14 protein-coding genes are annotated in these 13,163 nt (G+C 73.3%); 4 read left to right on the top strand and 10 right to left on the bottom strand.

What is annotated here, in order from left to right:
* Positions 1-37 precede the first annotated feature (37 nt).
* Entirely contained in the window at positions 38-793 is a 756-nt protein-coding gene (locus ACI79R_RS20660; protein ID WP_456575547.1) for a FadR/GntR family transcriptional regulator, read from the bottom strand.
* Between the two features lie 230 nt (positions 794-1,023).
* Here ACI79R_RS20660 and ACI79R_RS20655 point away from each other — a divergent pair, with 230 nt between their 5' ends.
* Positions 1,024-1,233: a dodecin gene (locus ACI79R_RS20655; RefSeq protein WP_456575546.1), complete on the top strand. Its 210-nt coding sequence runs from the start codon at positions 1,024-1,026 to the stop codon at positions 1,231-1,233.
* 40 nt (positions 1,234-1,273) lie between these two features.
* Positions 1,274-2,443 (top strand): flavin reductase, encoded by a 1,170-nt coding sequence (locus ACI79R_RS20650; protein ID WP_456575545.1) that lies wholly within the window; start codon positions 1,274-1,276, stop codon positions 2,441-2,443.
* A gap of 398 nt (positions 2,444-2,841) precedes the next feature.
* Here ACI79R_RS20650 and ACI79R_RS20645 read toward each other — a convergent pair whose 3' ends face one another.
* Positions 2,842-3,729, bottom strand: coding sequence for an SDR family oxidoreductase (locus ACI79R_RS20645; protein WP_456575544.1), 888 nt, complete (start codon positions 3,727-3,729; stop codon positions 2,842-2,844).
* 356 nt (positions 3,730-4,085) lie between these two features.
* Here ACI79R_RS20645 and ACI79R_RS20640 point away from each other — a divergent pair, with 356 nt between their 5' ends.
* The gene (locus tag ACI79R_RS20640; RefSeq protein WP_456575543.1) at positions 4,086-5,117 is read left to right on the top strand and encodes an LLM class flavin-dependent oxidoreductase; all 1,032 of its coding nucleotides are present in this window, start codon (positions 4,086-4,088) and stop codon (positions 5,115-5,117) included.
* A 256-nt stretch (positions 5,118-5,373) separates the two neighbouring features.
* Here ACI79R_RS20640 and ACI79R_RS20635 read toward each other — a convergent pair whose 3' ends face one another.
* From ACI79R_RS20635 to ACI79R_RS20615, 5 genes are all read right to left on the bottom strand, one after another.
* A complete protein-coding gene (locus tag ACI79R_RS20635; RefSeq protein WP_456575542.1) occupies positions 5,374-6,129 on the bottom strand; it encodes an SDR family NAD(P)-dependent oxidoreductase in 756 nt (251 codons plus the stop codon).
* A 357-nt stretch (positions 6,130-6,486) separates the two neighbouring features.
* Positions 6,487-6,894 carry a universal stress protein gene (locus ACI79R_RS20630; protein ID WP_456575541.1) on the bottom strand — a complete coding sequence of 136 codons (408 nt, stop codon included), beginning with the start codon at positions 6,892-6,894 and terminating at the stop codon, positions 6,487-6,489.
* Positions 6,891-7,055, bottom strand: a complete 165-nt coding sequence (locus ACI79R_RS20625; RefSeq protein ID WP_456575540.1) for a hypothetical protein — start codon at positions 7,053-7,055, stop codon at positions 6,891-6,893. Before ACI79R_RS20625 ends, ACI79R_RS20630 begins: the two co-directional genes overlap by 4 nt.
* Positions 7,052-7,183: a hypothetical protein gene (locus ACI79R_RS20620; RefSeq protein ID WP_456575539.1), complete on the bottom strand. Its 132-nt coding sequence runs from the start codon at positions 7,181-7,183 to the stop codon at positions 7,052-7,054. The genes ACI79R_RS20625 and ACI79R_RS20620 overlap by 4 nt, the downstream gene beginning before the upstream one ends.
* Before the next feature lie 79 nt (positions 7,184-7,262).
* Entirely contained in the window at positions 7,263-7,700 is a 438-nt protein-coding gene (locus ACI79R_RS20615) for a nuclear transport factor 2 family protein (protein ID WP_456575538.1), read from the bottom strand.
* 103 nt (positions 7,701-7,803) lie between these two features.
* On the opposite strand from ACI79R_RS20615, the gene ACI79R_RS20610 reads away from it, so the two are divergent.
* Positions 7,804-8,679: a PaaX family transcriptional regulator gene (locus ACI79R_RS20610; RefSeq protein WP_456575537.1), complete on the top strand. Its 876-nt coding sequence runs from the start codon at positions 7,804-7,806 to the stop codon at positions 8,677-8,679.
* A 10-nt stretch (positions 8,680-8,689) separates the two neighbouring features.
* On the opposite strand, the gene ACI79R_RS20605 is transcribed toward ACI79R_RS20610, so the two are convergent.
* The 3 genes from ACI79R_RS20605 to ACI79R_RS20595 are packed head-to-tail and all read right to left on the bottom strand — an operon-like array spanning position 8,690 to position 13,154.
* A complete protein-coding gene (locus ACI79R_RS20605) occupies positions 8,690-9,112 on the bottom strand; it encodes an acyl-CoA thioesterase (RefSeq protein WP_456575536.1) in 423 nt (140 codons plus the stop codon).
* Complete coding sequence (locus ACI79R_RS20600) at positions 9,109-11,487, bottom strand: bifunctional salicylyl-CoA 5-hydroxylase/oxidoreductase (protein ID WP_456575535.1); 2,379 nt, start codon at positions 11,485-11,487, stop codon at positions 9,109-9,111. The genes ACI79R_RS20605 and ACI79R_RS20600 overlap by 4 nt, the downstream gene beginning before the upstream one ends.
* The gene (locus tag ACI79R_RS20595) at positions 11,484-13,154 is read right to left on the bottom strand and encodes an AMP-binding protein (RefSeq protein WP_456575534.1); all 1,671 of its coding nucleotides are present in this window, start codon (positions 13,152-13,154) and stop codon (positions 11,484-11,486) included. The genes ACI79R_RS20600 and ACI79R_RS20595 overlap by 4 nt, the downstream gene beginning before the upstream one ends.
* Between the last annotated feature and the right edge of the window lie 9 nt (positions 13,155-13,163).

Genomic DNA, 13,163 nt, shown 5'->3' with positions numbered 1-13,163 from the left:
CTGCGGGCGCCGGGCGCCCGCGCGCCGGACGATCCGGTCAGGCGACCCCGCGGGCGGGGGTCGCCACCTCGCCGAGCACCTCGGCGTCGAACTGGCTCAGGTCCAGCTGTGCGGCCATCGACCGTTCCGCCGCGTCCGGGTCCTGCGCGGCGATGGCGGAGATGAGTGCCCGGGTGCGCTCGGTCGTCCCGCTGGCGTCCTCCGGGCGCAACTCACGCTGGAAGATCGGCCGGGTGACCTGCCCGAGCGCGGCCACGAAGGACGCCAGCACCCGGTTGCCACTGGCGGCGGCGACGAGGCTGTAGATGCTGGTGCCCAGCTCGAAGATCTCCGGGTCCTGCGTCTCGAAGGCCCCCTGTCCCTGCAGGTCCTGCTGCCGCTCGATCAGCCGCTGGAGCTCGGCGAGCTGCTCGTCCGTGCGGTTCTCGGCGGCGAGCCGGGCAGCGGGGATCTCGAGCATCTGGCGCACGGCCATGACCTCGGCGAACGTGATCCTGCCCAGACTGAGGATGGTCTCCAGGGAGCCGGACAACACCCCGCGCAGCGACTCGTGGTCGACGGTCTCGACGAAGCTGCCTCCGGCCGGGCCGGCGTGCTTGGAGATCAGCCCTTCGGAGGCCAGCGCGCGCAACGCTTCCCGGATGGTGGCCCGACTCACCTGGAAGGTCTTGGCCAGCTCCGCCTCACTGGGCAGGCGCTCGCCACGCTTGAACGTCGAGGAGACGATCGCGCTGCGCAACTGCTTCTCGACCTGCTCGCGCGGACGCAGGACCGGTTCGACTTCAAAGGCCACGACGTAACACTACCGCCCGACCGGGAACCGTTCCTCCCTCTACCGAGGCAGAGTCGGAGGGTTGCGTCACCAAGCAATCCGTAAGCAGGCTGACAGATGACTTCCCTGGCTATTGTCAGAGTGATAGCTTGAGGGCGAGCCGCTGGAGACCACGGCTCCCTCCGCGCCGTGTTGCCGGCGCCGTCGCCTCGCGGCGGTCGACCGGCCACGATCTCCCAGGAGCACACACCGTGACCGACCACGTCTACCGCATCACCGAGGTCGTCGGCAGCAGCGAGACGAGCGTCGACGACGCGATCCGCGCCGCGGTCCGCCGGGCGGCGCAGGCCGTCCGCCACGTCGAGTGGTTCGAGACGCAGGAGATCCGCGGGCACGTCGTCGACGGCGACGTGGCGCACTTCCAGGTGACGCTGAAGCTCGGCTTCCGGGTCGAGGACTGATCTCCGCGACGGCGCGGAGGTCCGAGGGGAAGGAACTGAGATGCCGGACACCAGCGAGGCCCCGACCATCGCAGCAGCGGACTTCCGCCGGGCGCTCGGTCACTATCCGACCGGCGTCGCCGTCGTCACCGCGCGCGAGGCGGATGGCTCGCCCGTGGCGATGGTGGTGGGCACCTTCACGTCGGTGTCCCTGGACCCGCCCTTGGTGGGGTTCCTCCCCGACCGGTCGAGCTGGTCAGGGGCCCGGATCCGTGAGGCAGGCTCCTTCTGCGTGAACGTCCTCAGCTCGGACCAGGAGAACGTCTGCCGAGCCTTCGCCCGCAGGGAGGACGACCGCTTCACCGCGCACTGCACGGAGGACGCCGGCTCCGGGAGTCCGCGGCTGACCGACGCGGTGCTGTGGATCGACTGCGACATCGAGTCCGTCCTGCCCGCCGGGGACCACGACATGGTGCTGGGCCGGGTCCGGGACCTGGGCGTGGCCGAGAACGCCGCCCTTCCGCTGCTCTTCCTGCGCGGCGGCTACGGAGCCCCGCTCCTGCCCTCCATCCAGGTCGAGGCGCCGGAACTGGGCGCCCAGCTGCGGCTGGCCGATCTCGTGCGGACGGAGGCCGAGCAGCTGTCCCGCGACCTCGAGCTGGAGTGCCTCGTCGGCGCCCTGGTCGAGGAATCGGAGGTCGTCCTCGCGACGGCCGGTATCGGGCGGGCCCCCGGTGGCAGCGCGACGAGGCTCGGGTCGACGTTCCCGCTCGCCGCACCGTTCGGTCCGCTGTACGTCGCCTGGGCGACCGAGGCGGAGCGGGAGACGTGGCTGCAGCGCGGACGCCGGCTGTCCGGGGGCGAGTCGATGGACCTCGCGGCGAGAGAACTGGACGCCATCCGCGAACTCGGCTACGAGGTGACCACCGACCGGGCGACGGCAGACCGGTTCGAGCGCCTCTTCGGTGACGCCGATGACGCGGACGACGCGGGAGCCATCCTGCGCGGCTTGACCGCCAAGCTGCCGGAGTCCGGTCTGCGTGCGCCGATCGAGCACCTCACGGACGTGACCTCGCTCGCCGCGCCGGTCCACGACGCGGACGGCCGCGTCGTCATGGTGCTGCGCCTCATCGGCTTCCAGGGATCGGAGTCCCCCGAGCGCCTGCGCACCTGCCTCGACCGGCTGCTGGCCGGGGCGGCCCGGGCCACCGCATCACTCCGCCGCGCCTGAACCGCGCCGAACCGCGGAGGGTCGGTCGGCGGACGCGTTCGGGACCGGTCAGCGCCCCTTCCGTCACTGACGGAAGGGGCGCTGACCGTCCCTCTGCCGGCGAGCGGGGCGGGTGAGCCCCCTCCGCCCGGATCTCGGCTCCGGTCCGCCGGTCGGAGCGAGCTGCGACCGGTCGTCACGAGCGCGTCCCGGGCCCAGCGGCCCACCTCGGGGGTCCGTCGGGCGCCTGCTCCCCCGCCGCGCGCGGTCGGACACGTCGAGCCGGATGGGCAGGCCGCCCCGGTCGATCGGTCCTCCTGGCTGTCGGGAGGACCCCTCCGGCCGCCACCGGCGCCCGGGCGATCCCGGGCCAGGTCCCCGCCCCCGTGACGCAAGCGGTCCGCCCATGACGTCGCCCGTCAACGCCGACCCGACGTCGTTCCCGTCCGCCCCTCCGGCGTGTAGACCCAGCCGGACTCCTCCCCCGGCGGCCTGCCGCCGGCGCCGCCCGGTTCCGGCGCGGCGTCGCAGGCGGCGAGGAGCGGCGCGAAGCTGCCGACGATCTCCTGGCGGAACTCGGCGTGGGGCAGCACGTAGAGGTCGTTGCGCCGGATGCCGGCCAGCAGCCGCTCGGCGAGCTCCACCGGGTCCATCCCGATCTCCAGGCCCAGGCAGGGAGGCAGGTCCGGCGGCGAGTCCGCCGGCATCGGCGGCCGGGTGCCCCAGGTGTCGGTGCTCGTCAGGCCGGGGCAGACCACCGACACGCCGATGCCGGAGCCGGCGAGCTCGGTCCGCAGGGACTCGGTCAGCCCGAACACCGCAGCCGCGGCCACGGAAGAGATCCCGGAGAAGCCGTGCGGGGTGAGCCCGGCCAACGAGGACACGTTCACGATGTGCCCGCCCTCGCCGTGCGCCAGCATCCGGCCGAGGAACGTCTGCACACCGTTGATCACCCCACCCAGTTCGACCGCGAGCGACCGGTCCCAGTCGGCGTGACCGGCACTGGAGACTCGGCCCACCATGCCGACCCCAGGGTTGTTGACGAGGAGGTGGACCGGTCCGAAGACCCGCTCGGTCTCCTCGGCGGCACGCGACCACGCCTCACGGTCGGTCACGTCCAGCTCGATGTAGTGGTGAGACGTCGCGCCCTTCGCGTCCAGTCGTCCCCTGGCCTCGGCCAGGTCCTCGGCGCGCATGTCGGTGACCACGACCCGCATGCCGGCCGCGCCGAGCACGGTCGCCGTCGCCAGGCCGATCCCGCCGGCCGCTCCGGTGATGAAGGCGACCCGCCCCTCGAACTCGTCCAACTGTCCTCCTGTCGTCCGCCTCGTGAGCGGCGTGCGGGGCCGGCGGGCGGATGCCCGCGGCGGTCGGGCTCGGACCGGCGCCGGCCCGGCCTCGGGCTGGTCGAGCTCGACCCTGTGCACCGAGGGAGACCGGCGCTCCCGCAGCGCGGGACGGGGTACCGGCGGCGCATGACGACGACCACCACGCCGACCTCGTAGGGCGGCACGGTCGTCCTCGAGGGCCTTGCTAGGGACGTCTGCCCAGCGCGTCCCCCCGTCGAGCGCCATGCGCCCTCCTGTTCACTCGGACGGCGTGGCCCATGGTCGGACACCAGCCCGATCAGTCATACGGGAGCAACACAGGTTACCTTCTGACCGTGTCTGCGAGCGTTCCGTTGTCCGTCCTCGAACTCGCCATCGTCGGTGCCGGCGCCTCCACGGCAGATGCGCTCGCTGCCACGACGCGCGTCGCCCGGGCCGCGGATCGGGAGGGGTACACCCGCATCTGGGTCGCCGAGCACCACAACAACGCCGCCGTCGCGAGCACCACCCCGGCGGTGCTCATCGGTCATCTGGCCGCGGCGACGCAACACATCCGGGTCGGATCGGGCGGCGTGCTGCTGCCCAACCACTCGCCCCTCGCCGTCGCCGAGCAGTTCGCGCTCCTGGAGGCCCTGCACCCGGGCCGCATCGACCTGGGCCTGGGCCGGGGGACCGGCACCGACGCCGTCGCGGCCGGCGCGCTGCGCCACGGCGCACCGGCCGAGCAGGACACCGGGCGGGGGGTGCTCGACATCCTGGCCCTGCTGGGGGACGCGCGGGTCGACGGCGGCATCGCCGACCACGTGCGCGCCACACCCGCCCCCCGCTCGGCGCCACAGGTGGCCCTCCTGGGCTCCAGCGGTCACAGCGCCCAGCTCGCTGGCGCGCTCGGCCTGCCCTTCGCCTTCGCGCACCACTTCGGTGGTCCGACCGAGGCGGCCGTCCGCCTGTACCGGTCGTCCTTCCGGCCGTCCCGCCTGCTCGACCGGCCGCACGCCATCGTGACCGCCGACGTGCTGGCCGCCGAGACGCCAGAGGAAGCGGAGCGGTCGTCCCTGCCGGGCCGCTTCTTCCACTTCTTCCTCCGGACGGGCCGCCTGCAGCCGGTCCCCACGCCGGAGGAGGCGGCCAGGCACCCGCAGCGGGCCGTGGTCGAGGAGATGCCCACCGGCATGCTGGTCGGGGATCCCGCGACGGTCGTCGATGGCCTGCGCGGGCTCGCCGCCGCCACGGGTGCCGACGAGCTCATGCTGATCGCCCACACCCATGCGGGCGACGAGCGGGTCGCCAGCCTCGAGCTGATCGCTCGGGAGTACGGGCTCCCCCGGCCGTCGGACACCCCGGCCAGCCGGGACCAGGACAGGTAGAGCGTCCGGTACCGGCACACCTCCTGCCGAGTCTCAGGAGGCGAGGCTGCCGGAGATCCCGTCGGCAGCTACCCGGCCGTCGTCGATGACCGTCTCAGATGCGCGATGGCGACGAGTTGCGGTTCACCTCTCGCCGACCCTGCCCCTGACCCAGGCCCCTGGCCCTGCACTGGGGTCTCGGGAGCGCTGGGACACGTCGGGGGGCGGCGGCGACCACTCACGGCAGGCCGCGCCCGGTCTGCGCTAGGGAGGCGCCTCAGCGCGCGGTCGGGCTCGAGCCGTCGGAGGTCGGGCTCCCGTCGGGCACCGCGGCCAGCAGGGCGACCCGCCGGGCACGGACGAGCCGGCCCACCGACCGGTCCTCGACGACGAAGGCCTCGCCCTCGCGAGCGCCCTGCACGACCCGCCGTCCGAGCTCCAGCCACTCGCCCTCCGGGCGGTCGACCGCACCGGCCGTGGCGACGAGGCCGACCGTGATCCCGTCGGCCGCCAGGTCCTGCCGCAGGCACTGAGCCAGCGCCACGACCGCGGCCTTCCCCGTGGCATGGAGTGTGCCGCCGGCGCCAGCACCGACACCGGCCAGGGACGTCGTCAGCAGGATGCGGCCGCCCTCGCCGCGCTGCCGCAACCGCGGGACCACCGTGGCGATGGCGTTGACCGCCCCGCCGAGGTTGATGCCGGTCACCAGGTCCCAGTCCGCCCACGACGCGCGGGCCGCCGTCAGCGGGGAGGCCAGCTCCGCGGCGGCACAGAGCAACTGGATCGGGCCGATGGCGGCTTCTGCCTCGTCGACCGCGTCCACCCACCGGTCGCGATCCCGCACGTCGTGCCGGACCAGGTGCACCGGGGCGCCGGTGGACCGCACCAGGTCGCCGGCATGCGCGAGATGCTCGGCATTGATGTCGGAGATCGCCACCCGCACCCCTGCCTCGGCCAGCGCCCGGGCGATCCCCAGCCCCAGCCCGGCGGCCCCTCCCACGACGAAGGCACTGCCTCCCTCGAACCGTCCCATCCCGCGCGCACCTTCCCGGACGCTCCGGCGCGAGCCGGCGACGCGTCCCGACAGAGGAAGTCCCCGGGGCGCCGAGGCCACGCGGAGATCTCCGTGTTCCCGTGGACCGGCTGGGTCAGCCGGCGGTGTACCAGTTCTCCTCGGTGACGGGGCTGACCGGGTCGGCCTCCGTCGTGAAGGAGCGACGGCAGGTCCTGCACGTCCGTCCGGATGGCTGGAGGATCGGTACGAACTCGTCGAGCTGTGCCGTGGCCTCCTGCATGATGCGTTCCCGCTCCTCGGGCTCGCCGACCAGCGCAGCGTCGTCGACGACTGGAGGGACACCTCCGTGTTCGTGGACGGTCTCGGCCGCCTGCGCTACACCGATGCCGCCTTGACGGCGAGGACGGGGCAGCCGGCTCCCAGGAGGACCGACTGGGCGTTGCTCCCGAGGAGGAGTTTGCCGACGGGGGACCGGCGACGCATGCCGATCACGATGAGTGCTGCCTTTTCCCTCTCGGCGATGTCGATGATGTCGTCAGCCGGGTCGTTGCCCCGGGCGAGATCCGCGACGACCACCTCGAGACCCTCGCCACGGACTTGCTCCTGGATCTGCTGGAGGGCGTCACGATCGGCACGGACGGTGGCGGCATCCTCGTCACCACCCTGGGAGGAGTGGACGATCACGAGCCGGCCGCGGCGCCTGCGCACCTCCTCGACGGCCGCCGCGAAGGCAGCTTCGCCCTCGGGTGTGCGAAGGAACCCGACGATCACAGTGTCGCTCACGCTGCCATCCTTCCAGAACCGGTCAGGCAATGGTCCGTTAGTACGATGACGAACGCCATGGAGCGGTACTGCCTGCCGCGGTCGGAGTGGACGATTGTCGGACCGGCCCGCGCAGGGCGATCGCGATTGCGCAGCGCGGTCGCCGCCAGGGCGGCGGTCATCCGGGCATCCACGAGTAGTCGACGATCCGCCCGGAGTGCAGGTCCTCGATCGCGGGCACGGCGGTGTGTGACTCCACGGCCACGAGGACGCCCCAGCAGGCCGACAGCGCTCTCGTGATCCGCTCCACGCCGATGCCGGGCGAGCCGGTGCGGGTGCAGCCGAGCCGGGCGCGACTCCGGCCGCGGCCGCCGCTCGCCGGTCCGCCGTCAGCCCCGCCCCGGGAAGACCTTCAGGTACACCTTCTCCTCCACCCGCTCGGCGATCCGCCAGCCCTCGGGCGTGCGGACCAGCGAGTCGACGTACCAGAACCCGGTGACCATCAGGTCCGGTGCCGCGGGGTCGCCCGAGGTCATGGGGTTGTGGCACTGCGTGCGGGCCCGGGCGGTGTCGCCGTCGAAGGTGATCGTCGTCCCCGCGATCAGGTGCTGCAGCGTCAGGAACTTCGGCATCACCTCGGCGAGGAACCGCTTGGTGGCGGCGAGGTCGCCCACGCTGCCGCCGAACGCCGAGTAGTCGATGCGCGCGTCCGGCGTGAAGACGGCGTCCAGCCCGTCCCAGTCGCGCGCGTCGACGGCGTAGCTGTAGCGCGTCATGAGGTCCTGGATCTCCAGGCGGTCGGAGATCTCCTGCAGCGACATCGGCATGACCTCCGCTCTACCGCACTCCCCCGGCGACCGGCGGTGCCGCCGCCGCTGAGCGGGATGTGGCGCACCGTGGCGGCACGTCGCGGTCGGTTACCCTCCGGCCATGACGGCGGCGCCTCCCGCGAGCCCCGGGACCGGGAGCCGCGACGCCCGCCTCGCCCCGCTGATCACCACCGTGCTGGCGCTGTACGCCCGGGCCGAGGGCAACTGGCTGTCCGTGGCGTCCCTCATCTCGCTGATGGCCGACGCCGCCGGCGCCGAGCCGCAGGCGGTGCGGTCGTCGATCTCCCGCCTGAAGCGCCGCGGCGTCGTCCTCGCCGAGCGGCACCGGGGCCTGGCCGGGTACAGCCTGGCGCCGGCGACCCTCGAGGTGCTGGCCGAGGGCGACGTCCGGATCTTCGAGCGCCGCCGGGCGACGGTCGCCGACGGCTGGCTGCTGGTGGCCTTCTCCGTGCCGGAGTCCGAGCGGGAGCGGCGCCACGCGCTGCGCGCGACCCTGACCCGGCTGGGCTTCGGCACCGCCGCGCCCGGCGTCTGGGTCGCCCCGGGCAACCTCGAGGAGGAGACCCGGCACACCCTCGAGCGGCGGGGCCTGGCCGCCTACGTCGACATCTTCCGGGGCGAGTACGTGGCCTTCGGCGATCCGCGGGCCAAGGTCCGCCAGTGGTGGGACCTCGACGAGCTGGCCGGCCTCTACACCGACTTCCTGCAGCGCTACCGCCCCGTGCTCCCCCGCGCGACCGGTGCCGGGATGGACCCCCGCGAGGCCTTCGGGGTGCACGTCCCGATGCTCACCCACTGGCGGCGGCTGCCCTACCGCGACCCCGGCCTGCCCGCCGCCGTGCTCCCCGAGGGCTGGATCGGCGAGGCCGCCGGCGCCCTGTTCGACGAGCTCCACCAGGCGCTCGGGCCCCTGGCGCACAAGCACGCCATGGCGGTCATCCACGGGGACGACGGCGACGCGCCGACGGCGCCGTAGAGCGGGCGGCTCAGCCGCCGAGCGCCTCGCGCCACGCGGCGGGCCAGGGCTCGGCCCGCCCGGCGAGGTCGGGGGCGTGCACGACGACCATCCGGCCGGACGCCGCCCGCCCGCCCCGGTGGTCCCCGAAGTCCTCGCCCCACACCTCGAAGGTGAACGTCGCCGAACTGGTCCCCAGCCGCTCGAGGACGATCTCGCAGGCCACCGGCTGGTCGAACCAGAGCCGGCCCTGGTAGTCGATCTCCTGGCGCACCCGGGGGATGACGCCGAACCAGCCGGTGATCCCCCGCTCGCGGACCAGGGTCGCCTCGGCCGCCTCGATGAGACGGACCACCGTGCTGTTGTGGTAGTGGCCGCTGGCGTCGGTGTCCGACCAGCCGATCCGGGTGCGGTACGTCGCCGCGACGCGCGGAGCGTCGCCCGCGGCGCTCACGCGACCGGCGTCGGTGCCCGCTCCGGCGTCCAGCGGACGTGCACCTGCCCCGGGGTCTCCTCCCGCAGCAGCGCCAGCCGCGGCGGGATCTTGTCGGTGCGCGAGGTGGGCGGCCGGCGCCGGCCCGCCCGGAACTGGACCGGCCACTGGGCACCCTCTCCCTGGTAGTCCTGCTCGGCGGCGGCGTGCAGCGTCCACTGCGGGTCGTAGAGGTGCGTGCGACCCAGCGCGCAGAGGTCGGCGCGGCCGGCGAGCAGGATCGAGTTGACGTCGTCGTAGGAGGATATGGCCCCGACCGCGATCACCTGCACGCCGGCGGGAGCGGCGACCTCGTGGCGGATCCGGTCGGCGAACGGCGTCTGGTACGACCGCCCGAACGCCGGCTTCTCGTCCTTGGCGATCTGCCCGGAGGAGACGTCGATCGCCGCCGCACCGTGCTCGACGAACGCCCGGGCGATCTCCACCGCGTCGTGCTCGGTGTTGCCGTCGGGCAGCCAGTCGGTGGCCGAGATCCGGACGGTCACCGGGATCGTCTCCGGCACCACCGCGCGGACGGCGTCGAAGACCTCCAGCGGGAAGCGCAGCCGGTTGGCCAGCGAGCCGCCGTACTCGTCGGTGCGCCGGTTGGAGACCGGCGAGAGGAACGACGACAGCAGGTAGCCGTGCGCGGCGTGGATCTCCACCAGGTCGAACCCGGCCGCGACGCCGCGCTCGGCCGCGGCGACGAAGTCGGCCACCACCGTGTCCAGGTCCTCGCGGGTGGCGCCCCGCGGCATGTGGCAGCCCTCGCCGTAGGCGAGCTCGGAGGGGCCGATGACCTCCCAGTTGTCCTCCGGCAGCGGCTCGTCGATCCCCTCCCACATCAGCCGGGTCGACCCCTTGCGGCCGGAGTGCCCGAGCTGGAGCCCGATCCTGGCCGCGCTCCGCTCGTGGACGAAGTCGGTGATGCGCCGGTAGGCGTCCCGCTGCTCGTCGTTCCACAGCCCGGTGCAGCCGGGGGTGATCCGGCCGGCCGGCGACACGCACACCATCTCGGTCATGACCAGGCCGGCGCCGCCGAGCGCCTTGGAGCCCAGGTGCACGAGGTGGAAGTCGTTGGGCACGCCGTCCACGGCGCTGTACATGTCCATCGGCGACAGGACCACCCGGTTGGGCAGCCGCAGCGGGCCGATGTCGACCGGCTGGAACATCGCCGGGGCCACCTCCGGCGAGCCGGTGGCCCGGGCGAAGGCGGCCTCGATGCGGGCGGCGAAGTCGGCGTCCCGGTCCTTGAGGTTCTCGAACGTGATCCGCCGCGAGCGGGTCAGCAGGTTGAAGCAGAACTGGGCCGGGTCCTGGTCGTGGTACATGCCGATGTTCTCGAACCACTCCAGCGAGGCCTGCGCCGCGCGCTGGGTGGACTCCACGACCGGCTTGCGCTCGACCTGGTAGGCCTCCAGCGCGGCCTCCACGGTGGGGTGCTCGTGCAGGCAGGCGGCCAGCGCGAGGGCGTCCTCCATCGCCAGCTTGGTGCCCGAGCCGATGGAGAAGTGCGCGGTGTGGGCGGCATCCCCGAGCAGGACCACGTTGCCGGAGTGCCAGCACTCGTTGCGGACGGTCACGAACTCCAGCCACTTGGAGTTGTTCGTGAGCACCCGGTGGCCGGCCAGCTCGTCGGCGAAGATCTCGGTGATCCGCTCGACGGCGTAGTCGTCGGACACCCCCGGCGGAAAGCTCCGGTCGGCCGTGGCGTCGAACCCCGCGCGCCGCCACACGTCCTCGTGCATCTCGACGATGAAGGTGGAGCCGCTGCCGGAGTAGGGGTAGCCGTGGATCTGCATCGTCCCCCACTCCGTCTGCTTGACGACGAACTGGAAGGCCTCGAACACCAGGTCGGTCCCGAGCCAGATGTACTTGTTCCGGCGCCGGTCCAGGGACGGGCGGAAGACGTCGGCGTAGGTGGTGCGGATCCGGGAGTTCAGCCCGTCCGCCCCGACGACCAGGTCGTGGGTGGCCCGCAGCTGCTCCACGTCCGGTGCCTCGGTGCGGTAGTGGACGGTGACCCCCAGGTCGGCCACCCGCTGCTGCAGCAGGTGCAGCAGGTCCTTGCGCCCCATGGCGGCGAAGCCCTGGCCGCCCACCGTGAACGACGTCCCGTCGATGTCGATGTCGATGTCGGTCCAGCGGGCGAAGCGGCGCGACATCTGCTCGTGGATGACCGGGTCGGCGTTGTCGATGGCGCCGAGGGTCTCGTCGGAGAAGACGACGCCGAAGCCGAAGGTGTCGTCCGGCGCGTTCCGCTCCCAGACGGTGACCTCGTGGCCGGGGTCCAGCTGCTTCATCAGGGCGGCGAGGTACAGCCCGCCCGGCCCGCCACCGGCGATCGCGATCCTCATCGGGTTCCCTCCACCGAGGGGACGCGCGGCGCCGTCCCCTCGTTCGTGACGATGTCGCGCAGGACGTAGTGCTGCAGCTTTCCGCTGCTGTTGCGGGGCAGGGACGGGCAGAAGCGGACGTCGCGCGGGTACTTGTAGGGCGCCAGCTGCTGCTTGACGTGGTCCTGGATGGCCCGGGCCGTGGCCTCGCCGGCGGTCACGCCCTCGCGCAGCACCACGAACGCGCACACGACCGAGCCGCGCTCGGGGTCGGGCTTGCCCACCACCGCCGACTCGACGACGTCGGGATGGGTGTCGATGGCGGCCTCCACCTCGGGCCCGCCGATGTTGTAGCCCGACGAGACGATCATGTTGTCGGTGCGTGCGCGGTAGTGGAAGTAGCCGTCCTCGTCCCGGACGAAGGTGTCGCCGGTGACGTTCCAGCCGTCGACGACGTAGATCCGCTGCCGCTCGTCGTCGAGGTAGCGGCAGCCGACCGGGCCGATCACCGCGAGACGACCCTCGACCCCGGGGGCGACCTCCCGCCCGTCCGGGTCCAGGACGGTCGCGCGGAACCCGGGCACCGCCTTCCCGGTGCTGCCCGGCCGGATGTCGTCCCCGGCGGCGGAGACGAAGATGTGCAGCATCTCGGTGGCGCCGATCCCGTCGATGATCCGCAGCCCGAGCTCGGCCTCGACCTGTTCCCACACCTGCTGCGGGATGTGCTCGCCGGCGCTCACCGCGGCGCGCAGGCCGCGCAGCCGCTGGATGCCGCCCGACCGGAGGATCTGCCGGTACCCGGTGGGCGCGGTGGCCAGCACCGTCACCCCGTGCTGCTCCACCAGCTCGGCCAGGCGGGCCGGCGGGGCGTTCTCGGTGAGGAACATGCAGGCGCCGGCGCGCAGCGGGAAGACGACGAGCATGCCGAGCCCGAAGGTGAAGCCGAGCGGGGCGGTGCAGGCCACGAGGTCGTCGGGCCGCAGCCGAAGCACGTTCCGGCCGAAGGTGTCGTCGATCGCCAGCAGGTCGCGGTGGAAGTGGGTGGTGATCTTCGGGACGCCGGTGCTCCCGGACGTCGGGGCGAACAGCGCCACGTCGTCGGCGGCGGTGTCGACGGCGCGGAACTCCCCCGACCGCTCCGAGCAGCGGGCCACGAGGTCGTCGCCGTCGTCCCCGCCGATGGTCACCACGCGCAGCTGCGGGGCGTCGGCGTCCCGCACCGCCTCGACGTCGGCGACGTACCGGGCGTCGACCAGCGCGATCGCCGGCCGGGACCGCGCCACGACCGGGGTGAGCTCCCGGGCGCGCAGCGCGCACATGGTGGTGACGGCGATGCCGCCGGCCATCAGCACGCCCAGCCACGCCGCGACGGTCCAGGGATTGTTCGGGGACCGGAGCAGCACGCGGTTGCCCGGCACGAGGCCGAGGTCCTCGGCGAGCACCTGCGCGACCTGGCCGGCGCGGCGGCGCAGCTCGCCGTAGGACCACACCTCGCCGGTGTCGGTGCGGACGGCGGGGCGGTCGGCGCCGAACCGGGTGATGGCGCCGTCGAGGAGCTCGACGGCGGCGTTGAGCCGCTCGGGGTACTGCAGGTCGGGGGTGGGGAACTCCAGGCGCGGCCACTGCTCGGCCGGGGGCAGGTGGTCCCGGGCGAAGGTGTCGACGTGGGCGCTCGGCGAGAGCTGCATGGGTGGTCC

The sequence above is a fragment of the Blastococcus sp. SYSU D00820 genome (assembly GCF_054050695.1).
The sequence above is the reverse complement of the archived record's forward strand: the minus strand, read 5'-3'. Positions and strand labels throughout refer to the sequence as shown.